This window comes from Tabrizicola sp., from assembly GCF_041911175.1.
In the GTDB taxonomy this organism is placed as follows: Bacteria; Pseudomonadota; Alphaproteobacteria; order Rhodobacterales; family Rhodobacteraceae; genus Tabrizicola.
The window spans coordinates 38,569-61,494 of the sequence record NZ_JAYRPN010000029.1 but is presented as its reverse complement, the minus strand read 5'-3'; the positions used below and the strand labels follow the sequence as shown (position 1 = coordinate 61,494).

20 protein-coding genes and 1 tRNA gene are annotated in these 22,926 nt (G+C 67.2%); 15 read left to right on the top strand and 6 right to left on the bottom strand.

The features are described 5' to 3' along the window. The 3 genes from ACE3P6_RS03815 to ACE3P6_RS03805 form a co-directional block, all read right to left on the bottom strand. Positions 1-731 (bottom strand): ABC transporter permease (locus tag ACE3P6_RS03815; protein WP_374391758.1); only part of this gene is annotated, 731 nt, incomplete at its 3' end. A 4-nt stretch (positions 732-735) separates the two neighbouring features. Next, positions 736-1,896: a PotD/PotF family extracellular solute-binding protein gene (locus ACE3P6_RS03810; RefSeq protein WP_374391756.1), complete on the bottom strand. Its 1,161-nt coding sequence runs from the start codon at positions 1,894-1,896 to the stop codon at positions 736-738. A gap of 29 nt (positions 1,897-1,925) precedes the next feature. Further along, complete coding sequence (locus ACE3P6_RS03805) at positions 1,926-3,047, bottom strand: ABC transporter ATP-binding protein (protein ID WP_374391754.1); 1,122 nt, start codon at positions 3,045-3,047, stop codon at positions 1,926-1,928. A gap of 99 nt (positions 3,048-3,146) precedes the next feature. Here ACE3P6_RS03805 and ACE3P6_RS03800 point away from each other — a divergent pair, with 99 nt between their 5' ends. Continuing rightward, on the top strand, positions 3,147-3,938 hold the full coding sequence (locus ACE3P6_RS03800) for a response regulator transcription factor (protein ID WP_374391752.1): 792 nt from the start codon (positions 3,147-3,149) through the stop codon (positions 3,936-3,938). 6 nt (positions 3,939-3,944) lie between these two features. On the opposite strand, the gene ACE3P6_RS03795 is transcribed toward ACE3P6_RS03800, so the two are convergent. Further along, positions 3,945-4,018: transfer RNA gene (locus ACE3P6_RS03795), tRNA-Cys, on the bottom strand. 134 nt (positions 4,019-4,152) lie between these two features. Between ACE3P6_RS03795 and ACE3P6_RS03790 the strand changes: the two genes are divergently transcribed. Together ACE3P6_RS03790 and tpa are read left to right on the top strand one after the other, a co-directional pair. Further along, positions 4,153-5,166, top strand: coding sequence for an SDR family NAD(P)-dependent oxidoreductase (locus ACE3P6_RS03790; RefSeq protein ID WP_374391750.1), 1,014 nt, complete (start codon positions 4,153-4,155; stop codon positions 5,164-5,166). Between the two features lie 92 nt (positions 5,167-5,258). Then, positions 5,259-6,638 (top strand): hypotaurine--pyruvate aminotransferase Tpa, encoded by a 1,380-nt coding sequence (tpa, locus tag ACE3P6_RS03785; protein ID WP_374370797.1) that lies wholly within the window; start codon positions 5,259-5,261, stop codon positions 6,636-6,638. Between the two features lie 60 nt (positions 6,639-6,698). Here tpa and ACE3P6_RS03780 read toward each other — a convergent pair whose 3' ends face one another. After that, positions 6,699-7,034 (bottom strand): SMR family transporter, encoded by a 336-nt coding sequence (locus tag ACE3P6_RS03780; RefSeq protein ID WP_374391748.1) that lies wholly within the window; start codon positions 7,032-7,034, stop codon positions 6,699-6,701. Between the two features lie 282 nt (positions 7,035-7,316). Between ACE3P6_RS03780 and ACE3P6_RS03775 the strand changes: the two genes are divergently transcribed. From ACE3P6_RS03775 to ACE3P6_RS03740, 8 genes are all read left to right on the top strand, one after another. Next, positions 7,317-8,774, top strand: coding sequence for a PLP-dependent aminotransferase family protein (locus ACE3P6_RS03775; RefSeq protein ID WP_374391747.1), 1,458 nt, complete (start codon positions 7,317-7,319; stop codon positions 8,772-8,774). Between the two features lie 87 nt (positions 8,775-8,861). Beyond that, complete coding sequence (xsc, locus tag ACE3P6_RS03770; RefSeq protein WP_374391745.1) at positions 8,862-10,637, top strand: sulfoacetaldehyde acetyltransferase; 1,776 nt, start codon at positions 8,862-8,864, stop codon at positions 10,635-10,637. Positions 10,638-10,682: 45 nt separating this feature from the next. Continuing rightward, positions 10,683-11,426 carry a TSUP family transporter gene (locus tag ACE3P6_RS03765; RefSeq protein WP_374391743.1) on the top strand — a complete coding sequence of 248 codons (744 nt, stop codon included), beginning with the start codon at positions 10,683-10,685 and terminating at the stop codon, positions 11,424-11,426. Further along, the gene (locus tag ACE3P6_RS03760; RefSeq protein WP_374391741.1) at positions 11,426-12,502 is read left to right on the top strand and encodes an acetate/propionate family kinase; all 1,077 of its coding nucleotides are present in this window, start codon (positions 11,426-11,428) and stop codon (positions 12,500-12,502) included. The genes ACE3P6_RS03765 and ACE3P6_RS03760 overlap by 1 nt, the downstream gene beginning before the upstream one ends. Then, a complete protein-coding gene (locus ACE3P6_RS03755; RefSeq protein ID WP_374391739.1) occupies positions 12,499-15,348 on the top strand; it encodes a molybdopterin-dependent oxidoreductase in 2,850 nt (949 codons plus the stop codon). Before ACE3P6_RS03760 ends, ACE3P6_RS03755 begins: the two co-directional genes overlap by 4 nt. Then, complete coding sequence (locus ACE3P6_RS03750; RefSeq protein ID WP_374391738.1) at positions 15,345-16,073, top strand: 4Fe-4S dicluster domain-containing protein; 729 nt, start codon at positions 15,345-15,347, stop codon at positions 16,071-16,073. Before ACE3P6_RS03755 ends, ACE3P6_RS03750 begins: the two co-directional genes overlap by 4 nt. Then, positions 16,074-16,946, top strand: a complete 873-nt coding sequence (locus ACE3P6_RS03745; RefSeq protein ID WP_374391736.1) for a dimethyl sulfoxide reductase anchor subunit family protein — start codon at positions 16,074-16,076, stop codon at positions 16,944-16,946. 13 nt (positions 16,947-16,959) lie between these two features. Next, positions 16,960-18,312 (top strand): phosphomannomutase, encoded by a 1,353-nt coding sequence (locus tag ACE3P6_RS03740; protein ID WP_374391734.1) that lies wholly within the window; start codon positions 16,960-16,962, stop codon positions 18,310-18,312. Positions 18,313-18,314: 2 nt separating this feature from the next. On the opposite strand, the gene ACE3P6_RS03735 is transcribed toward ACE3P6_RS03740, so the two are convergent. After that, complete coding sequence (locus ACE3P6_RS03735) at positions 18,315-18,494, bottom strand: hypothetical protein (protein WP_374391732.1); 180 nt, start codon at positions 18,492-18,494, stop codon at positions 18,315-18,317. Positions 18,495-18,646: 152 nt separating this feature from the next. Between ACE3P6_RS03735 and ACE3P6_RS03730 the strand changes: the two genes are divergently transcribed. From ACE3P6_RS03730 to ACE3P6_RS03715, 4 genes are all read left to right on the top strand, one after another. Next, complete coding sequence (locus tag ACE3P6_RS03730) at positions 18,647-19,612, top strand: hypothetical protein (RefSeq protein ID WP_374391730.1); 966 nt, start codon at positions 18,647-18,649, stop codon at positions 19,610-19,612. Positions 19,613-19,724: 112 nt separating this feature from the next. Continuing rightward, the gene (locus ACE3P6_RS03725; RefSeq protein ID WP_374391728.1) at positions 19,725-20,378 is read left to right on the top strand and encodes a protein-L-isoaspartate O-methyltransferase; all 654 of its coding nucleotides are present in this window, start codon (positions 19,725-19,727) and stop codon (positions 20,376-20,378) included. A gap of 86 nt (positions 20,379-20,464) precedes the next feature. Further along, positions 20,465-21,838, top strand: a complete 1,374-nt coding sequence (locus ACE3P6_RS03720) for a TolC family outer membrane protein (RefSeq protein ID WP_374391726.1) — start codon at positions 20,465-20,467, stop codon at positions 21,836-21,838. Between the two features lie 112 nt (positions 21,839-21,950). Then, positions 21,951-22,892 (top strand): hypothetical protein, encoded by a 942-nt coding sequence (locus tag ACE3P6_RS03715; RefSeq protein WP_374391724.1) that lies wholly within the window; start codon positions 21,951-21,953, stop codon positions 22,890-22,892. Positions 22,893-22,926 lie beyond the last annotated feature (34 nt).

Here is a 22,926-nt window from a genome sequence, read left to right as displayed (position 1 = left end):
TTGCGCGATTGCAGGAAGAGATCGACCAGCGCGTTGCCGACGAAGAACACCTTGCCGCCCCCCAGGATCGCGGGGATCAGGAACTCGCCCATCAGAAGGATGAAGACCAGCATGCAGCCGGTCGCGACCCCCGGCATCGACAGCGGCAGCGTCACCTGCAGGAAGCTGCGCCAGGGCGGGCTGCCCAGGTCGGACGAGGCTTCGAGCAGCCGCTTATCCAGCCGTTCCAGCGCGACATAGATCGGGAAGACCATCAGCGGCAGGTAGCCGTAGACGATGCCGACCAGCACCGCGAAGGGCGTATTGATCAGGCGCGGGTTGCCAAGGCCGAGCGCGTTCAGCAGCGACGGGATGCCCTGGCCGCCAAGCAGGAAGATCCAGGCGTAGCTGCGGATCAGGATCGAGGTCCAGAACGGCACGATCACCAGCACCAGAAGCAGGGTCCGCCAGCGCGGGCTGGAGCGCAGGGCCAGGAAATAGGCGAGCGGATAGGCAATCAGCAGGCAGGCCAGGGTGCCGACCGGCGCCATGATCATCGTGTTCTTGAAGGCCGCCCCGCGCGAGCCCAGGTTGGCGAAATTGTCCAGGGTGAAGGCGGGGGCATAGCCGCCCGCCGCCCCCCTTTCGCCGAAGGAAAAGACGAAGACGACGATCAGCGGCAGGACCAGCATGCACAGGAACCACGCCCCCGCAGGGGCAAGAAGAAGCCATGTCCGCAGGTCCCGCCGCATCGTCCTACGCCGACTTGAAGCGCGCCATCAGTTCGGCGCGGTTGGGGTCGGTCAGGGTCACCGCCGCGCCGAATTCAAGCGCGTCCAGCAGCTCTTGCGCCGGGTAGAGGATCGGGTCGGCCAGAACCTCGGGCGGCATCAGCGCGTCCACCCGCTTGTCGGCGGTCGGATAGCCGTGGAACAAGGCTTCCTTGGCGTTCACCGCCGGATCGAGCAGGAAGTTGATCAGCGCATAGGCCGCATCGGGATGCGCCGCCCCCTTCGGGATGGCGTAGAAATCCGACCAAAGCTCGCCGCCCTCCTTGCCCAGGACATATTCGATCTCGGGCATGTCGCGGTTCATCTGCTTGCCGTCGCCGGTCCAGCAGATCGTCATCCAGGCATCGCCCGACCGCATCGACGGCTGATAGTCCGACGAGATGGCGAAGAGATGCGGCTTGGCATCAAGCAGCAGCTTCTCGGCGTCCGCCAGCTCCTTCGGGTCGATCGAATTGAAGGAATAGCCGAAATATTTCAGCGCATTGCCGATGGTCGTCAGCTGATAGTCATGCACCATCGTCCGGCCCGAGAAGTCGGTCATGGTCATGTCCCAGAATTCCTTCCAGGTGGTCGGCTTCGGCTTGCCGCCAAGCTGCGAGGTGTTGACGGCAAAGCCGGTGGTGCCCCAGTTCTTGGACACGGCATAGACCTTGCCGTCGATGGTTCCGGGCCCGGCAAAGCGCGGGTTGAACGACGCCGGGTCGTAGTTCGGGATCCGCGCGAGGTCCAGCGGCTCGATCAGGTCTTCGCCGACATAGGTGGTGATCGTGTAGTTGGTCGGCACGAACACGTCCCAGCCCGAGCCCCCGGCCTGAAGCTTGGCCAGCATCTCCTCGTTCGAGCCGAAGACGTTCATGTCGACGGCCGCCCCGGTGGCGGCGTTGAAGGCCTCGAAGTTCGCCGGGTCGTGGTAGTTCGGCCAGGTCGCCAGCACCACGCGGTCGCCGATGTTGCCCTGTGCCCAGGCGGCCGACCGCAGGCCGGGCATCGCCGTGCCCAGGACCGCCGTCGCCGCGCCAAGCCCGGTCACGCCCAGGAAATGCCGGCGGGTGACCGAGCCCTTCTTGTAGCGCCAAAGCTCGGCCATGAATTTTTCGCGCGAGAGGAAGTCATTCCGATCTGTCATGGTCATTCTCCCTGTTGGTCTTTTGTCGTTCAGTCGTCGGCAAGGATCAGCGCTGCCCCGTCCGGCCAGGAGGCCTGCGCCTCGTCTCCGGGATCGAAGGCGCCTGCGGCGGCCTCGGCCTGGCGCGAGGCCAAGACCAGGAATTCGCCAAGCCCGGCGTTGCGGACCAGGTATTCCGTGTGTTCGCCCAGGAAGATCCGGTTCACCACCGTCACCGGGATTCCGCCGCCCGGCCCCGCGCGGTTCAGGGCGATCTGTTCGGGACGCAGGCTGGCGGTGGCGGCGGCCCCCACGGCCAGCGCGGCAGAGGCCTGCCCGGCAATCTGCAGCCCGCCCGCCACCGCAAGATCGGTGCGGCCCGGCGACGCCGCCGTCACCCGACCGGGGAAGAAGTTGGATTTCCCCACGAAATCCGCCACATAGCGGTTCGCGGGCTGGTCATACAGCGCGCGCGGGCCGCCGATCTGGACAATCCGCCCGCTGCGCATCAGGCAGATGCGGTCCGACATCGACAGCGCTTCTTCCTGGTCATGCGTCACCAGGATGAAGGTGATCCCAAGGCTGCGCTGCAGGGTCTGCAGCTCGATCTGCATGTCGCGGCGCAGTTTCTTGTCCAGCGCGGCCATCGGCTCGTCCAGCAGCAGAAGCTTCGGCTGGTTCACGATGGCGCGCGCCAGCGCGACCCGCTGCTGTTGTCCGCCCGACATCTCCCAGATTCGCCGCGCCCCCAGCCCCGGCAGCCGGACCGTCTCCAGCGCCTGGTCGACGGCACGGTCGATCTCGGCCCTGGGCGGGCGGGGGCGGCGCTGGCGCAGGCCGTAGGCGATGTTCTGCGCCACGGTCAGATGCGGAAACAGCGCGTAGTGCTGGAACACCATGTTCACCGGACGGCGATGCGGTGGAACGTCGTTCACCCGCAGCCCGTCCAGCAGCACGTCACCCGCAGTCGGGCTTTCGAACCCCGCCAGCAGCCGCAGCGCGGTGGTCTTGCCGCAGCCCGAGGGCCCGAGGAACGACAGGAATTCGCCGCGGCGGATCGACAGGTTCAACCCCTCGACCGCGACCACCGAGCCATAGTGCTTGCTGGCGTCGCGCAGTTCCGCGATCGGGGCGTCTGCGGCCGGGGCTTCGGGTTTCGGATTGCTTTCCATCACACAGCATATATGCCTTGCATCATGGGTTAGCGTAGGAATGCTGCCGTTCAATGTATATATCTCAAATAGCATATCATCGGGATGAGGCGCGGCAGGATGGATAGGTCAACGGTCATGGCGCGGATCGGCGCCGTGGTCGCGGCCATCGGGTCGGACGGCCTTGCCCCGGCCCTTGCCCAGCTTCTGCAAGCTGTCGCGCCCTATACCTTCACCGTGGTCTTCGGCTATTGCGGCGCTGCCCGGCCGCTGGATCTCTACGACGATTTCCCGGCCTCGAAACGACGGGTCTTCGTGACCGACTATCAGGAGGGGCCCTATCTTCTGGACCCGTTCTACCTGGCGGCCACCGGCACGCTGAACGCGGGGCTGTACCGCATCCGCGACCTTGCGCCCGACCGCTTCTATCAGGGTGAATACTTCCGAAACTACTACATCCAGACCGGCCTGGCCGAGGAGATCGGCTTCTTCGTCGACATTCCCGGCGGCGCGACCGTCGTGCTGTCGCTCATGCGGGACGAAAGAACTTTCTCGGCCCGCGACTTCAAGGCCCTGGACGAGGTTCGCCCGGTGGTCGAGGCCGCGATCCGCAAGCATTGGACCGACCTGCCGTCCCGGTTCGACCGGCCGTCGGGCGTTCGGCACGGCCCCGGGATCGAGACCCGGATCGAGCGGTCCTTCCACAGTTTCGGCGACGGACTCCTGACCGCCCGCGAACGCCAGATCGTCGAGCACACGCTGAAAGGCCATTCCGCCGAGGCGGTCGGCCGCATCCTCGGCATCTCGCCGGGGACCGTCCGCATCCATCGCCGCAACATCTATGCCAAGCTGCGGATCAGCTCGCAGGGAGAGCTGTTCTCGCGCTTCATCCAGACTTTGGGAGGGGTGTAGGGAGCTTGGAGGCGGGTACCGGAATCGAACCGGTCTTCACGGATTTGCAATCCGCTGCGTAACCTCTCCGCCAACCCGCCGCGAAGGTGGGGGAGGGATAGCGGAAGCAGCGGGCGGCTGCAAGGGCTTCGTCCGGCCCGCAGGGTTGACTTGCGCCGGGGGGCCGCTGATTGTCCGCCAACCGGGCCGGGGCGCCTGGGGCAGGGGCGCAGGCGTGCAGAAGATCCTCATCACCGGAAGCGCCGGGTTCATCGGTTTCCACCTTGCCCGGCATCTGCTGGCGGCGGGGCACCGGGTGCATGGCTTTGACGGGATGACGCCCTACTACGACGTCGCACTGAAGCGCCAGCGCCATGCGATCCTGCTGCAGACCCCCGGCTTTTCCGCGACCGAGGCGATGCTGGAGGACATGGCGACCCTGACCCGCGTGGCGGAAGATTTCGCGCCCGACGTGATCCTTCACCTCGCGGCGCAGGCGGGGGTGCGCTACAGCCTGGAAAACCCGCGCAGCTATGTCGAGACGAACGTCACCGGCAGTTTCAACGTGCTGGAACTGGCGAAGGCGCTGCAGGTGACGCATCTCCTCATCGCCTCGACCTCGTCGGTCTATGGCGCGAACCCCGAGATGCCCTTCCATGAAACCGACCGCACCGACCACCCGCTGACCGTCTATGCCGCGACCAAGAAGGCGGTCGAGGGGCTGGCGCATTCCTATGCCCATCTCTGGGGCCTGCCCATCACGCTCTTCCGCTTCTTCACCGTCTACGGCGCCTGGGGCCGCCCCGACCTCGCCTATTTCAAGTTCGCCAAGGCGATCCTGCAGGGCGAGCCGATCGACGTCTACAACCACGGCGACCTCTGGCGCGACTTCACCGCGGTCGAGGACCTGGTCGAGGGCGTCAGCCGCCTGATCCCGCTTGCGCCGCCGCTGCCTGGCAACCGCGGCACCCCGGTCGAGGGCGACAGCCTCAGCCCCGTCGCCCCCTGGCGGGTGGTGAACGTCGGCAATTCCGGCAAGGTCCACCTGATGGACTTCATCCGCACGCTGGAAATCCTTCTTGGCCGGAAGGCGACGCTCAACTTCCTGCCGATGCAGCCCGGCGACGTGCCCGCGACCTGGGCCGACTGTTCGCTGCTGCACCGTCTCACCGGGTTCCGGCCGCAGACCGACCTCGCCACCGGCCTTGGCCGCTTCGTCGACTGGTACCGCGACCACTACCGCGCCTGACTGGCCCTATCGGCGGCGCTACTCTGGTCCTAAGCCCGACGCGCCCGATCTCCGATACTGCCGCGCAAAACGCCATCGAAAGGAACAGGCCAATGGAAGGCATCAGCGGAATGAACGACATGAGCCGCGTGGTCGAGGCCGACCGCGCCCATGTCTGGCACCATCTCGTCCAGCACAAGCAGTTCGAGACCGTCGATCCCCGCGTCATCGTCGAAGGCAAGGGCATGCGGGTCTGGGATGCCCGTGGCAAGGAATACATCGACGCGGTCTCCGGCGCGGTCTGGACGGTGAACGTCGGCTACGGCCGGGAAAGCATCGCCAACGCGGTGCGCGACCAGCTGGTCAAGATGAACTATTTCGCCGGCGTCGGCGGCTCGATCCCCGGCGCGCTCTTTGCCGAGAAGCTGATCTCGAAGATGCCGGGGCTGAGCCGGGTCTACTATTCCAACTCGGGGTCGGAAGCGAACGAGAAGGTCTACAAGATGGTGCGCCAGATCGCGCATCGGCACCACGGCGGCAAGAAGTGGAAGATCCTGTACCGCGAGCGGGACTATCACGGCACCACCATCGGCGCGCTGGCGACCTCGGGTCAGGCCGAACGCGCCGTGCAATACGGGCCCTACCCGGACGGCTTCGTCATGGTCCCGCACTGCCTGGAATACCGCAAGCAGTGGGACGTGGAGAACTACGGCCAGCGGGCGGCGGATGCCATCGAGGAAGTGATCCTGCGCGAAGGCCCCGATACCGTGGGCGCCATCGTGCTTGAACCCGTGACCGCAGGCGGCGGCGTGATCGTCCCTCCGAAAGGGTACTGGGAGCGGGTGCAGGAAATCTGCAAGAAATACAACATCCTGCTGCACATCGACGAAGTGGTCTGCGGTGTCGGCCGCACGGGTGTCTGGTTCGGCTACCAGAACTACGGCATCAAGCCCGACTTCGTGACGATGGCCAAGGGCGTGGCCTCGGGCTATGCCGCGATCTCCTGCACCGTGACCACGGAGGCGGTGTTCCAGATGTTCAAGGACGATGCCGGCGATCCGCTGAGCTATTTCCGCGACATCTCGACCTTCGGCGGCTGCGCCTCCGGCCCGGCGGCCGCGCTGGAGAACATGCGGATCATCGAGGACGAGGGGCTTCTGGACAACACGCTGCGCATGGGGGAACGCACCCTCGCCAACCTCAACGCACTGATGGAGAAGCACAAGGTCATCGGCGACGTGCGCGGCGCGGGCCTCTTCTGCGGCGCGGAACTGGTGGCCGACCGCAAGACCAAGGAGCCGATGGACGAGAAGAAGGTCGCCGCCGTGGTCGCCGACTGCAATGCGCAGGGCGTGATCATCGGCATGACCAACCGCTCGGTGCCGGGGCTGAACAACACGCTGTGCCTGTCGCCCGCGCTGATCGCCACGGCGGACGACATCGACGCGATCACCGGCGCGATCGACAAGGCGCTGACCAAGGTGTTTGGCTGAACCATTGCCCTTCAAGGGCAGGAAGGGTGTCCCGCGAGGGGCACCCTTTTGCTTTTGCGCTTAATGCGTCAGCGACTTCGAGAACAGGTTCACCACCAGAACCCCGGCGATGATCAGCCCCAGGCCGATCAGCGCAGGCGTGTCGAGGCTCTGGCGAAACCAGATCCAGGCGACCGAGCTGATCAGCACGATCCCCATCCCCGACCAGATCGCATAGACGATCCCGGTTGGCATGACCCTGAGGGGAAAGGTCAACAGCCAGAAGGCGATGGCATAGCCCGCCACCGTGATGACGGCAGGCCAGAGCCGTGTGAAGCTGGCCGACCGCGACAGCGCCGTTGTGGCGATCACCTCGGCCAGGATGGCAAGGCCAAGGATGGCATAGGTCTTGGTCACGGGTCCGGTCCCTTCCACTCGCGTCGTGGCGCTGCGGAGGGCAGCCTAGCAGCGGCGCGGCCCGGACAAGGCGCGGTTCCCGGCACCGGGGCCTCCGATTGCGTCATGCCTCAACGGGCGACTTCGGCCATGCCCGGTCGATTCGCCCTGCATGGTTAACGCCCCACCCCCCATACGCGCGTATGGCCGCTTTCCATACGGTTTCCAGACGGGTTCCACATGACCCCAAAGGCCCCGAACCCCGCCATTGCTCCAGCGTTCCCAACCCCTTAATCTGGACTCATGGCCAGCATCCCCGTCGAAGCCCTCTACCTGACCCCTGGTGCCAGCGGATCGCTGCAACAGCAGATCCGGGCGATGGTGACGCAAGGCATCCTCGCGGGCCGCTTTCGCCCTGGCAGCCGGATGCCATCCTCCCGGGGCCTTGCCGAACATCTCGGCGTCAGCCGGATCACCGTGACGCTGGCCTATGCCGACCTCGTTTCGTCGGATTACCTCACCTCTGCCGGGCGCTCGGGCTATTTCGTTTCGGACACCGCGCCGCTGGCCCCCGAATTCCCGCAAGCCGAACCCCGCGCCGACGCGATCGATTTCAAGGGCCTGACCCAGGGCCGCTTCACGCGCGTCCCCAAGGTCGACCGCCCCGAGGACTGGGACCGCTACCCCTGGCCCTTCATCTATGGCCAGGCCGACCCGACGCTCTTCGACCACCAGAACTGGCGGCAATGTGCCCTGCGCGCGCTGGGAAAGCGCGACTTCGCCGCCCTGACCTCCGACTATTACGAACGCGACGACCCGCTGCTGGTGCAGGAACTGCTCCGCACCATCCTGCCAAGACGAGGCATCGCCGCGCGGGAGGACGAGGTCCTTCTGACGCTCGGCGCGCAGAACGCGCTCTGGATCGCCGCCAACGCGCTCCTTGGCCCCGGTCGTAGCGCCACTGTCGAGAATCCCGGCTACCCGGCCTGGCGCGCCATCGTCGCGGCAACCGGCGCCACCGCCGTTCCGGTGGATGTCGACGCACAGGGTTTGCCCGTGCAAGGCCTTGAAGCGGATGTGGTTTTCACCACCCCATCACACCAGTGCCCGACCAACGCCACCATGCCGGTGGAAAGGCGCGTGGCGCTTCTGGAGGCCGCCGAAGCGAAAGGCTTCGTCATCGTCGAGGACGACTACGAATTCGAGATGTCCTTCCTGAAACCCGTCGCCCCCGCGCTGAAGTCGCTCGACCGGGGGGGCAGGGTGATCTACGCCGGAAGCTTCTCGAAATCGGTCTTCCCCGGCCTGCGTCTTGGCTATCTCGTCGGCCCCCCCGGCTTCATCGCCGAGGCGCGGGCCCTGCGCGGCTTGATGCTGAAGCACCCGCCCGGCCACATCCAGCGGACGATGGCTTACTTCCTTGGCCTCGGCCATTACGACGCTCTCGTCAACCGGATGAAGAACGCCTACCGCCGCCGCCGTCAGCTGATGGCCGAGGCGCTGGCGGCGGAAGGGCTGGAAATCGCGGGGCAGGGCGGCTTCGGCGGCTCGTCCTTCTGGATGCGTGCGCCGGAGGGCGTGGATACCGAGGCGCTGGCGCTCCGGCTCCGCGCCGACGGCGTGCTGATCGAACCCGGCCGCGCCTTCTTCGCCGGGGACGGCCCCCGGAACTACTATCGCCTCGCCTATTCCTCCATCGCGCCGCAGCGCGTTGCGGAGGGCGTGGCGCGGATCGCCAGGGCACTGGCCCTACCGGGCTGATGAAACTGGCCCTAAGCTGGTGTTGGGCGTGGCGATAGGGTGCGCTGGACTGGCCCTATCGGGCCGCATGGGACATGGAGACACGCGATGAAGATGACGACCGAGGAAGCCTTCGTTAAGGTCCTTCAGCTACACGGCATCGAACATGCCTTCGGCATCATCGGCAGCGCCTTCATGCCGATCTCGGACCTGTTCCCCAAGGCCGGGATCCATTTCTGGGACTGCGCCCATGAAGGCTCGGGCGGGATGATGGCGGACGGATTCACCCGCGCTTCGGGGAAGATGTCGATGATGATTGCCCAGAATGGGCCAGGGATCACCAACTTCGTGACGGCGGTGAAGACAGCCTATTGGAATCACACGCCTTTGCTGCTGGTCACGCCGCAGGCCGCCAACAAGACCATCGGCATGGGCGGTTTCCAGGAAGTCGAGCAGATGGCGCTCTTCAAGGACATGGTCTGCTATCAGGAAGAGGTCCGCGACCCCTCGCGCGTGGCCGAGGTCCTGAACCGGGTCATCCTGCAGGCCAAGCGCCAGTCGGCCCCGGCGCAGATCAACATGCCGCGCGACTACTTCACGCAAGTCATCGACGTGGCGATGCCCGCCGTGGTGGAGTTCGAGCGGCCCTCGGGTGGCGAGGAGGCGCTGGCGCAGGCGGCACAGCTTCTGTCCACCGCGAAGTTCCCGGTGATCCTGAACGGCGCGGGCGTGGTGATCGGCGGCGCAATCCCGGCCTCGATGGCGCTGGCCGAACGCCTCAGCGCGCCGGTCTGCGTCGGCTACCAGCACAACGACGCCTTCCCCGGCTCGCATCCGCTGTTCGCGGGTCCGCTGGGCTACAACGGGTCCAAGGCGGGGATGGAACTGATCCGGGAGGCCGACGTGGTGCTGGCGCTTGGCACGCGGCTCAACCCGTTCTCGACCCTGCCGGGCTATGGCCTCGACTACTGGCCGAAAGAGGCGAAGATCATCCAGGTCGATATCAACCCGAACCGGATCGGCCTGACCAAGCCGGTGACAGTGGGGATCGTCGGCGATGCGAGGAAGGTGGCGGAAGGCATCCTCGCGCGTCTGTCGAAGACCGCAGGCGATGCCGGGCGGGCGGACCGCAAGGCCATGATCGCGCAGAAGAAATCCGCCTGGGCGCAGGCGCTGTCCGGCATGGACCACGAACAGGACGATCCCGGCACGACCTGGAACGAACGCGCCCGCAAAGCCAAGCCGGAGTGGATGAGCCCCCGGATGGCCTGGCGCGCGATCCAGGCCGCGCTGCCGAAAGAGGCGATCATTTCCAGTGACATCGGCAACAACTGCGCCATCGGCAACGCCTATCCGTCCTTCGAGGCGGGGCGCAAGTACCTGGCACCGGGGCTTTTCGGCCCCTGCGGCTATGGGTTGCCGTCGATCATCGGCGCCAAGATCGGCTGCCCGGACACGCCGGTCGTCGGCTTCTCGGGCGACGGCGCCTTCGGCATCGCGGTGACGGAACTGACCGCCATCGGCCGCAAGGAATGGCCCGCGATCACGATGGTCGTCTTCCGCAACTACCAGTGGGGGGCCGAGAAGCGGAACTCGACGCTCTGGTATGACGACAACTTCGTCGGCACGGAACTCGACACCGATGTGTCCTACGCCGGGATCGCCAAGGCCTGCGGCTTGCAGGGCGTGCAGGCGCGGACGATGGAGGAGCTGACGGCAGCGCTGCACAAGGCCATCGCGGACCAGGCGGCGGGCAAGACCACGCTGATCGAGGCGCTGATCAACCAGGAACTGGGCGAGCCCTTCCGCCGCGACGCGATGAAAAAGCCGGTCGAGGTGGCGGGGATCTCGAAGGCCGACATGCGGCCGCAGGTGGCGGGATGAGCGGGTCTAAAATTTTTCGGCGAAAAATTTTAGACTGGACACGTCATGCCCTATGACCTTGGCCCCGGCGCGCTGGCCTGGCTGGCGGTGGCCTGCCTGGTGGCAGGCTTCGTCCGGGGCTATTCGGGTTTCGGCTTCTCGGCCCTGCTGATCGCGGCCTCCAGCCTTGTCACCAATCCTCTGAACTTCGTTGCCGTTGTTGTCATTCTGGAAACGACGATGTCGCTCCAGGCGGCCAAGGGCGCCGGGCCGAACGTGGACTGGAAACGGGTCGTCTGGCTGCTTGGCGGTGCGGCGCTCGGTTTGCCGCTGGGGCTTTGGGTTCTCACCGGGGTCAGCGAGAATACCGCGAGGGCGGTGATTTCGGGCTATGTGCTGGTCATGTGCATGGTGCTGCTGGCCGGGTGGCGCCTGTCGTCCGAGGTCAGGGGCGGCCCGCCGAACGGGGTGGCCGGGGTGATCTCCGGCCTTGCCAACGCACCGGGGATGGGGGGGCTGCCGCTGGCGGCCTTCTTCGCCGCGCAGCCGATGCCGGCGGCGGTGTTCCGGGCCACGCTGATCGCCTATTTCCCTCTGCTCGACCTCTACTCCGCGCCGCTCTACTGGCTGGCGGGGCTGGTCACATGGGACACGCTCTGGGCCGCGCTGCTGGCCCTGCCGGTCACGCTGTTTGCCAACTGGCTGGGCGGGCGACACTTCTTCGGCACCGATCCGCAGGATTTCCGCCGCTTCGCCATCATCCTTCTGGCCGGGTTGGCGGCGCTGGGTCTGGGCAAGGCGCTCATCTGATGTGGCTGATCGTGAACGCCGGTTCATCTTCGCTGAAGCTGAAGGTCTTCGATGGCGAACGGGAGGTCGCGAAAGCCTTTGTCGCCGAGATCGGGCCGGATGGGCACCGCGCGGCGATGCGCGACGGACTGGCGCAGGCGGGCGTCCCCTTGCACCGCTTGACCGCCGCTGCGCATCGGGTGGTGCATGGCGGGGCAAGCCTGACCGCCACTTGCCGGGTGACGCCCGAGGTCCTGCACCAGATCGAGGCCTGCGTCCCGCTGGCGCCGCTGCACAATCCGGGGAATCTGGTGGGTATCCAGTCGGTTGCGGCGCTGGCGCCCGACCTTCCGCAATATGCGTCGTTCGACACGGCGTTTCACGCAACCAACCCCGAGGTCGCCACGACCTATGCGCTGCCCCCTGCGGAGCGCGCCCTCGGCCTCCGCCGCTACGGCTTTCACGGCATCAGCTTCGCGGCGCTCGTGCGGATCCTGCGCCAGCGTGGCCCGTTTCCCGAACGGCTCTTGGCCTGTCATCTGGGCAACGGCTGCTCGCTGGCGGCGATAGTGAACGGGCATTCGGTTGCGACCACGATGGGCTATTCGCCGCTGGACGGTCTCACGATGGGCACCCGGACCGGCGCCATCGACGGCAATGCGGTGCTGCGGCTGGCCGCGCTGCATGGGGTGGAGGCGGCGGGGCGCATCCTGAACCGGCAGAGCGGTCTGCTCGGCCTCGGCGGGGCCAGCGACATGCGTGCGTTGCATGCGGCGGGGACCCCCGAGGCGCGCTTTGCGCTGGACCATTTCGCCTATTGGGCCCTGCGTCATGCCGGGTCGATGGTGGCCGCGATGGGGGGACTTGATGCGGTGGTCTTCACCGGCGGCATCGGCGAGAACGATGCCTGGATGCGGAAGGAAATCCTGTCGGGTCTTGGCTATCTGGGAGTATCTCCCGACCTTTCCGCCAATGCCCGGAACGAAACCGTGCTGCACTCCCCGACATCGCGTGTCGTTATCCTTGTTGTGCCCGCCGACGAGGAACGCCAGATTGCGCTGGAGGCGCAGGGCCTGATGGCCGGGGAGGGCGTGTGAACCAGCCAAGGGTGGAGACGCAGCGCGAGGTTTCGGACGAGGTCCGACAGACCACCTGCTACATGTGCGCCTGCCGCTGCGGGATCAACGTGCATCTGAAGTCGGGCAAGGTCGCCTATATCGAGGGCAACCGCGACCATCCGATCAACAAGGGCGTCCTCTGCGCCAAGGGCGCCTCGGGGATCATGCAGGTCACGGCGCCCTCGCGCCTGAAAGCGCCGTTGCGGAGGGTCGGGCCGCGGGGGTCGGGGGCCTTCGAGGAGATCAGCTGGGAAGAGGCGCTGTCGACGGCGGTGTCATGGCTGAAACCCCTGCGCGAGACGGCGCCGGAGAAGCTCGCGTTCTTCACCGGGCGCGATCAGTCGCAGTCCCTCACCGGCTGGTGGGCGCAGAATTTCGGCACGCCGAACTATGCCGCGCATGGCGGGTTCTGTTCGGTCAACATGGCGGCGGGCGGCATCTACACCATCGGCGGGGCCTTCTGGGAATTCGGTCAGCCGGACTGGGACCGGACGAAGCTCTTCGTGATGTTCGGCGTGGCCGAGGATCATGACTCGAACCCGATCAAGATCGGCATCGGCAAGCTGAAGGCACGCGGCGCGCGGGTGATCAGCGTCAACCCGGTCAGGACCGGCTATTCGGCGGTGGCCGACGACTGGATCGGGATCACGCCGGGGACGGATGGCTTGCTGATCCTGTCGCTGATCCATTGCCTGCTGGAGGCGGGGAAGATCGACCTCGACTACCTCGCGCAATGGACGAACGCGCCGCTTCTCCTCAACGAAGCGGAAGGTCCGGAGAAGGGCCTTTTCGTCCGCAACGCCGAAAGCCAGCCTTTCGTGATCGACCGCCGCACCGGGCATCCCGCGCCCTGGGATGGCAAGGGGGTGCAGCCCGACCTCGGGGCCGAATGGCAGGGGCACCGGACGGTGTTCCGCCACATGGTCGAGGAATACTTGAAGCCCGACCATGCACCGGAAGCGGTGGCCGCGCGCTGCGGGGTGACGGCGGAGCGCATCCGGCAACTCGCGGCGGAACTGGCGTCGGTCGCCTTCGACCAGGCGATCACTCTCGACCGCCCCTGGACGGATTTCCGCGGCAACGAACACCTGAACATGCCCGGCCGCCCGGTCAGCTTCCACGCCATGCGGGGCATCTCGGCGCATTCTAATGGCTTCCAGACCGCCCGCGCCCTGCACCTGCTGCAAATCCTGCTCGGCAGTCTGGAAACCCCCGGCGGCTACCGGCTGAAACCGCCTTACCCGAAGCCCATCGAAGCGCATCCGACGCCGCATTTCGTGACCACCCCGGGCAAGCCGCTGACCGGCCCGCATCTGGGCTATGTCCGCTCGCCCGACGACCTCTGCCTGCTGCCCGATGGCAGTCCCGCCCGGATCGACAAGGGGTTTTCCTGGGAAAACCCGTTCTCGGCCCATGGGTTGATGCACATGGTGATCCCGAACGCCCATGCGGGCGACCCCTACCGGATCGACACGCTCTTCCTCTACATGGCCAACATGTCGTGGAATTCCTCGATGAACTCCGCCCGCGTGATGGAGATGCTGACCGAGACCGGCGAGGATGGGGGCTATCTGATCCCCCGGATCATCTATTCCGACGCCTATGCCTCCGAGATGGTGGCCTATGCCGACCTCATCCTGCCCGACACGACCTATCTGGAACGCCACGACTGCATCAGCCTCCTCGACCGCCCGATCTCCGAACCCGACGCGGCGGGGGATGCGATCCGCTGGCCGGTGCTGGAGCCCGACCGCGAGGTGCGCTGCTTCCAGTCGGTGCTCCTCGACCTCGGCGCAAGGCTGGGACTGCCGGGGATGGTGAACGAGGACGGCACGGCGAAATACGCGGATTACGCCGACTACATCGTCAACCACCAGCGCCGTCCGGGCGTCGGCCCGCTGATGGGCTTCCGGGGCAATGGCGAGGCGACCGGGCGGGGCGCGCCGAACCCCGACCAGATGCAGCGCTACATCGCGAACGGCGCCTTCTGCCAGGCGCATGTGCCGGAGAAGGCGGCCTTCTACAAACCCTGGAACGCGGCCTACCAGGACTGGGCGGTGAAGCTGGGTCTTTTCGAGACACCGCAGCCCTATCTCTTCAGCCTCTGGTCCGAGCCGATGCGCCGGTTCCAGCTGGCCGCGGAAGGCTTCGGCCCGCGTCAGCCGCCGGACCATCTGCGCGAGCGGCTCAAAGAGGCGATGCACCCGCTGCCGGTCTGGTACGCGCCCTATGGCGACGAGGATGCGGCCTTTGGCTACCCGGTCCACGCCCTGACCCAGCGCCCGATGGATATGTACCACAGCTGGGGCAGCCAGAACGCCTGGCTCCGGCAGATCAAGGGGCGGAACTACCTGTATCTGCCGACGAAGATCTGGGAGGCACAGGGATTCCAGCCCGGTGACTGGGCAAGGGTGTCCTCGCGGGCCGGGACCATCGTCGTTCCGGTCGCCCACATGGCCGCGCTGAACGATAACACCGTCTGGACCTGGAACGCCATCGGCAAGCGCAAGGGGGCCTGGGCCTTGTCGCCGGATGCGCCCGAGGCCACGACCGGCTTCCTGCTGAACCACCTGATCTCCGAGCTTCTGCCGGAGAAGGGGGGGCGGCTCTCGAACTCCGATCCCGTCACCGGCCAGGCCGCCTGGTTCGACCAGCGCGTCCGGGTGGAGCGGGTGGCGGCGGCTGATCATCCGAGGGGGACGGCAGAGCCCGGCTTCCCCGAACTCCCCGACCCGCCACGCGCCGGTGGGGGCCGCCAAAATTCTTCGAAGAACTTTGCCAAGAATTTTCGAAAATTCTTGGGCCTGGCGGAGGCGGAGCGATGACCGCGCTCCCGAACGCCACCGGAAAGCGCCTCGGACTGGTGATCGACCTCGACACCTGCGTCGGCTGCCAGGCCTGCGTCACCGCCTGCAAGGGCTGGAACGACGCCGGGATCGGGCTTTCCGACCAGGACCCCTACGGCGCCAACCCTTCCGGCACCTTCCTGAACCGCGTGCATTCCTACCAGGTCGCGGTCCCCGATGGCCCGGCGCAGGTGGTGACCTTCCCCCGCTCCTGCCTGCATTGCGAGAACGCGCCCTGCGTCATCGTCTGCCCGACCGGGGCCAGCTACAAGCGGGCCGAGGACGGGATCGTGCTGGTGAACGAGGACGCCTGCATCGGCTGCGGCCTCTGCGCCTGGGCCTGCCCCTATGGCGCGCGCGAGATGGATGCGGCCCAAGGGGTGATGAAGAAATGCACGCTCTGCGTCGACCGCATCTACAACGACAATCTGCCGGAAGAAGACCGCGAACCGGCCTGCGTGCGGACCTGCCCGACCAACGCGCGGCACTTCGGGGATTTCGCGGACCCGGCGAGCCATGTGTCGAAGCTGGTGGCCGAGCGCGGTGGCTATGACCTGATGCCGGGCATGGGGACCGGGCCCACCAACAAATATCTGCCGCCGCGCAAGAAGGGGGCGGGTGCGGCCAGCCCGCTCGAACCGTTGCTGGACCTGAAGGTCACCGGGATCGCCGGCTGGCTCGACCGGATGCTGGGGAAGATCTGAATGCATCCCGCACCTTCGGTCATCCTCTTCTCCACGCTCTCGGGGCTGGGCTTCGGCTTCCTCGCCTTTCTCGGCTGGGGCGCGCTGATGCCCTCGGGCTGGGCGGCGTTCTTCCTCTGGGGCCTCGGCTACGGGCTGGCGGTCGCCGGGCTGATGGCCTCGACCTTCCACCTCGGCAATCCGAAGAACGCGCTGAAGGCCTTCACCCAGTGGCGCACCAGCTGGCTTTCGCGTGAGGCCTGGGCTTCGGTGGTCACGCTGCTGCTGCTCGCCCCCGTGGCGCTGTCGGGCATCCTTGGCCTCGGGCTGCCGCAGCTGGTGGGCCAGATCGGCGGCCTGCTGGCGCTGGGAACGGTCTTCACCACGGCGATGATCTATACCCAGATCAAGGCCGTGCCGCGCTGGCACCATTGGCTGACGCCGGTGATGTTCCTGAGCTTCGCGGTGGCGGGGGGCGCCACGCTGTCCGGCCAGCCCTGGGCGCCGCTTGCGCTGCTGGCGGTGGGGGTGGTGCTGCTGGCGGTCTGGCATGTCGGCGACGGGGCTTTCGCGAAGGCCGGGCAGACGCTGGGCACGGCGACGGGGCTGGACCGGCTGGGCCTGCCCTCGGTGCTGGACCCGGCGCATACGGCGGGGAACTACCTGAAACGCGAGATGATCTTCGTGGTGGGCCGGAAACATGCGGCCAAGCTGCGCAAGATCGCGCTGGTCCTCGCCTCCGTGCTTCCGGCGGTGATCCTTCTCCTGCCCCCCGGCCCTTGGGGAATCGCGCTGGCGGCGGCGGTGCATCTGGCGGGGGCACTCGCCGCGCGCTGGCTGTTCTTCGCCGAAGCCGAGCATGTCGTGGGGCTTTACTACGGCGCGCGGGGATGATCCTTTCACGCCCATGAGCGCCTTCAAGACCTATGACATCCGCGGTCGTCTCGGGACGGACCTGACCGAAGCCATCGCCCATCGCATTGCCCGGGCCTTCGCCACGGTGACGGGCGCCGATGCCGTGGTGCTGGCGCGCGACTGCCGCGAAAGCTCACCCGCCTTGGCCGATGCGGTCGCGGCGGGGTTGGTCGCGTCGGGGGTGCGGGTGCTGGACCTCGGGATGGCCGGGACCGAGGAGATGTATTTCGCCACGGCGCATCTCGGGGCGGGCGGCGGGATCTGCGTGACCGCCTCGCACAATCCGCGCGAATACAACGGCATGAAGCTGGTGGGCCGGGGCGCGGTGCCGCTGCCGGATGCGGATTTCGCAAGGATCAGGGCGCAGGCCGAAGGCAATGAGGACTTGCCCGTGGCCCCCGGCGGGTCGCGGGAGGATCGCTCCGGCGTCCGCGCGGACTATGTGGCGCATGTCGCGGGGCTGGTGGGGCAGGGGATCGGGCCGCTGCGGCTGGTCGTGAACGCCGGAAACGGCGCGGCGGGCCCGGCGCTGGACGCGCTGGCCGAGGGGCTGGCGGCGCGCGGTGCCAAGCTCGACCTGGTCAGGATGCACCACGACCCGGATGGCAGTTTCCCGAACGGCATTCCGAACCCCCTCCTGCCCGAAAACCGCCCGGCGACGGCGGCGGCGGTCCGGGCGGCGGGGGCGGATTTCGGGGTGGCCTTCGACGGCGACTTTGACCGCTGCTTCCTCTTCGACGGCGCGGGCGGCTTCGTCGACGGCGAACACGTGGTGGCTTTGCTCGCTTCGGCCCATCTGGCGCAGGAATCCGGTGCGACGATCATCCACGACCCGCGCGTGATCTGGGCGGTGCAGGATGCGGTCGCCAAGGGCGGGGGAAGGTCGGTCCTCGCCCCCACCGGCCATGTCTTCCTGAAGGCCGCCATGCGTCGCGAGGGTGCGGTCTATGGCGGCGAGATGAGCGCACATCACTATTTTCGCGGCTTCATGGCCTGCGATTCCGGGATGATCCCCTGGCTGATGGTGGCCCGCCTAGCCTCGCAGTCCGGGAGAAGCCTGACCGAGATGGTCGGCGCGATGCGGCGTGACTTCCCCTCCTCGGGCGAGATCAACTTCCGCGTGACGGACCTGCCCTTGGTGGTGAAACGGGTCGAAACCGATTTGGCACCGGACGCGCGCTCGACGGACCGGACCGATGGCCTGAGCCTGGATTTCGGCGACTGGCGGATGAACCTGCGCGCCTCGAACACCGAGCCGCTGCTGCGGCTGAACGTCGAGGCGCGGGGGGACGCGGGCCTTGTGACCGAAGGCGTGGCCCGCGTGACGGCGCTGATCGAGGGCTGATCTCAGGCCGAAAGCGCGGCGGTAGCGGGCTTGCGGATCATCGGCCAGCCGCGGCGGAAGACCGGGATGGCGGGCATGTCGTCGGCGAGCCGCTGCAGGCGGGTTTCGCGTTGTTGCAAGCGGGCGATCTCGGCCCGGATATCGGCAAGCTCGTCGGCGAGGGAAAGGTGGGAAGCGGCCATCTGGTCCTCCTTTGTTCTGCAAGGTCAGCATCGACTCGAAGTCTGAAGACTTGGTGAAGGGGCAGACCGACATCGGATTGTTTCTGGCGCGGTGGCTTGTTTCGCTGCGGTTCTCGCGGCATTTTCGGGACAGGTATTTGAAAGCAGGACCCATGTGGGATTTCAGCATTGCCAGGGCCTTGGGCCTGATGATCCGCACCGCGCCCTTCCTCATCTTCCGCGCGCTGGTCTATTTCGGAATAGCCGCCGCGCTGGTCATCACCACCGGGGCAGGGGCCGGGGCGGGCTATGGCATCGGGCTTCTGAGTGACGAGGAGTTCCGCGCCTCCAGCACGATATGGGGCGGGGTGGCGGGTTTTTCTCTGGCGGCGGGGGTGATCTTCTTCCTGCGCGACTACCTGCTTTACATCGTCAAGGCTGGGCAGATCGCGGTGATGGTGGAATACCTCGACGGCCGCCCGTTGCCCTATGGTCAGGGCCAGATCGCCTATGCCCGGTCGGTGGTGACGGAACGCTTCGGCCAGGCCTCGGCGCTTTTCGCGCTGGACCGGCTGGTCAAGGCGGTCATCGCCCTGATCTCCGGGCTGGTCGAAGGGGTGATGACGATCCTGCCGATCCCCGGTCTCGCTCAGGTCATGGGGGCGGTGCGGGCCTATCTGAAGGTCGCGGTCGGGCTGGTGGACGAGGTGATCCTGGCCCATGCCATCCGCAGCCGGTCGGAGAACGCCTGGGAGGCCGCGCATGACGGGCTGGTGCTCTATGCGCAGAACGGGCGGGCGATGCTGGTGAACGCGGCCTGGCTGACCCTGATCGGCTGGGTTCTGGCGGCGCTGGTCTTCGTGCTGATGCTTGCCCCGGCGGCGGGCCTGGTCTGGCTCTTGCCGGGCGAGGCGTCGGGCGGGACCTTCCTCTTCGCGCTGATCTTCGCCTGGGCCGTGAAGGCCGCCGTGATCGAGCCTTTCGAGCTGGCCTGCATGATGCAGGTCTTCTTCAACGTGACCGAGGGGCAGGAGCCGCAGCCAGAATGGCGCGGGCGGCTGACGCAGATTTCCGACAAGTTCCGGCAATTGGGCGAACGGGCGGTCGGCTGGAAACCTGACGCCGGGGAAGCAGGCTGACGCCCCGCACCTGCCGCAGCCAAAGGCATGAAAATAAACCGAAGGCCGGTTGCGGCACCCCCGGTTCTGTGGCAAGACTCCGGCTGATGCCAATCAGACCGATGAGTTCAGAATGAGCGAATTCGCCGCCCGCCGCGTGATGATGGTGGATACTCAGGTCCGCCCCTCGGACGTGACCAAGTTCCCGATCATCGACGCGATGCTCACCGTCCCGCGGGAAACCTTCGTGCCCGACGACAAGCGCGAAGCGGCCTATGTCGGCGAGAACCTGCCGCTGGCCCCCGGTCGCGTGGTGCTGGAGGCGCGGACGCTGGCCAAGCTGCTCGACGCGCTCGACGTGCAGCCGGGCGAACTGGTCCTTGATCTGGGCTGCGGGCTTGGCTACTCGGCCGCCGTCATCGCGCGACTGGCCGAAACGGTCGTCGCGGTCGAAGAGGACGAGGCACTGGCCGCGGACGCGCAGCGCATCCTGTCGGAAGAGGGCGTGGACAATGCGGTCGTGGTCACGGCCCGGCTGGTCGACGGCGCGGCCAAATGCGCGCCCTATGACGTGATCACGCTGGAGGGCGGCGTCGAGGTGATGCCCGACTCCGTTCTGGCGCAGCTGAAGGACGGCGGGCGGATCGGCGCGGTCTTCATGGACGGCGCGGTCGGCACCGCGAAGATCGGCTACAAGATCGACGGCCGGATGACCTGGCGCCCGGTGTTCAACGCGGCGGCCCCGGTCCTTCCCGGCTTCCGCAAGGCGCAGGGCTTCACGCTCTAGGACCCAGTCCGGGGCGGGCCGGTCCGGCCCGGACCAAGAGAAATGCCCGCGGCAGGTGACGGCGGGCCCTGATGAGGCGGTGCAAGATGCGAGCTTGGCTGAAATCGGCAGTCGTTGCGGTGTTCGCACTGGCGGCAGGACCGGGTGCGCGGGCGGAGACGCTCGCCGATGCGCTGGTCGCGGCCTACAAGAATTCGCACCTGCTGGACCAGAACCGCGCCGTGCTGCGGGCTGCGGACGAGGATGTCGCGGTCGCGGTGTCGACCCTGCGTCCGGTGGTGGCCTATACCGCCCAGGCGGGCTGGGCGCGGGCCGATGTCAGCACGGCCGGCGGCACCGCCGTCGTCGAGGGGCTCTCGGCGTCGCTCGTGCTGTCAGCCGAAATGACGCTGATCGATTTCGGTCGCCGCAAGCTGGGGATCGAGATCGCCAAGGAAAGCGTGCTCGCCACCCGGCAGGCGCTGATCCAGGTCGAACAGAACGTGCTGCTCGCCACCGTGCAGGCCTATGTCGACGTGCGGCTGGCGCAGGATGTGGTGTCGCTGCGGGAAAGCAACCTTCGGCTGATCACCCAGGAACTGCGTGCCGCGCAGGACCGTTTCGATGTGGGCGAGATCACCCGCACCGATGTCTCCATCGCCGAGGCGCGGTTGGCGGCTTCGCGCGCGGCGCTTGCGGCGGCGCAGGGCCAGCTGATGATCGCGCGCGAGGCCTACAAGGCCGCGACCGGCGCCTATCCCGGCAAGCTGGCGGCGCTGCCGAAGGCGCCCGCCCTGCCGCGCACGATGGAAGAGGCGCAGGGCGTGGCGCGCGGAACGCATCCCTTGATCCGCCAGGCGCAGCATCAGGTGACGGTGGCCGACTTCCAGGTCGAGGCGGCGAAGGCCGAACGGATGCCGACCATCGGCGGCGGCGTCAAGCTTTCCACCGATGACGAGGACATGCAGTCATCCAGTGTCGGGCTGACCATGAGCCAGACGCTCTATGCCGGCGGCCGCCTGTCGGCGCTGCAACGCAAGGCGCTGGCCGGCAAGGATGCCGCGCGCGCGGCCCTGCAGCAGACGGCGGTGGGCGTGGTCGAGAACGTGGGTGTGGCCTGGGCCAACCTCGCGGTGGCTTCGGCTTCGATCGAGGCGTCCGACCTGCAGATCCGCGCGGCGCAGGCCGCTTTCGACGGCGTGCGCGAGGAGGCGGCGGCGGGCACCCGCACCACGCTCGACGTGCTGGACGCCGAGCAGGAGCTGCTGGACGCCCGCAATGCGCGGCTCGAGGCCGAGGCGCAACGCTATGTCGCGGTCTATCAGGTGCTGGCGACGATGGGGCTTCTGACGGTCGAGCATCTGCAACTTGGCATTCCGACCTACGACCCCGATGCCTATTACGGGGCGGTCGAAAAGGCTCCGTCGCACAGCGCGCAGGGCAAGAAGCTGGACCGGATTCTGGAAAAGATCGGCAACTGACGCCGCACCCTTTGCCGCATTCCGCGATTTCTGTTGCTTTGCATTGGCTTGGCGCAGTAAGTTGAAGCCTTGAGGAAGCGCAGGCGAGCGGAAGTCCCTGATGGTGGGCCCCTTGAGTTCCGAAGAGATCGAGGACGTTGTATCCTCGGTACGGCGGCTCGTGTCGAACGAGCAGGGCCCGCGCCGGACGACGCGCGACCTGTCGGCAGAGCGCCTGTTGCTGACGCCCGCGCTGCGCGTCGTGTCCGAGATCAGCCCGCTGTCGACGCTGATCCTGGACGTGCCGGTGCCAGAGGTGGCGCCGACCGCCGAAGCGGCGCCTGAAATCCTCCCGGACGCGGTTCCCGAGCCACCCCCGCCCCCGGCGGTGGATGCGGCTGAACCTGCCGCGGAAGAGCCTGCGGTCGAGCTGATCGAGGCCGATTGGGAAGACGAGATCTGGGCCGCGCCCGAAGTCGTGTCGCTGGGCGAAGTCGCCCTCGGCGCCGAGGAGGCCGAAGTCCTGCTGCCGCCGCAGGAGGTTGCGCCTGCGGAAACCTTGGCCGGACAGGCCCCCCAGATCGAGGCAGAGGCCGAGCCGGAGACCTGGGCGCAGGTCGACGGTGAATGGGTCGAGGACGAGCCGGTCCCCTTCATCCCGCTGCGGCGCCGGGCCGAGCATCTGGCGGCCCGGCTGGCATCCGGTTCGATGCAGGACCCCGACGAGGTCGATGATGGCGACCACGACGATGCGCCATCGCCGCCCTTGCGCGACGTGGCGGCAGAACTCCTGGAAGATGATCCCCTCGCCGCCGACCTCGACGGCGATGCGCCGGTGGCGCGCGGTGTGGACGATGGCGGCGAAGGTGGCACCGCGCAACGGATGCCGACTGAAATCCTCGATGCCGACGGCACGCCGCTGGCCGTGCTGGACGAGGCGGCGCTGCAAGAGATCGTGCGCCAGATGATCCGGGAAGAGCTGCAGGGATCGCTCGGCGAGCGCATCACCCGCAACGTCCGCAAGCTGGTCCGGGCCGAGATCAACCGGGCGCTGGTTGCGCGCGACCTCGACTGAACCTGCCCCTCCCGCAAATGAAAACGCGCCCCGT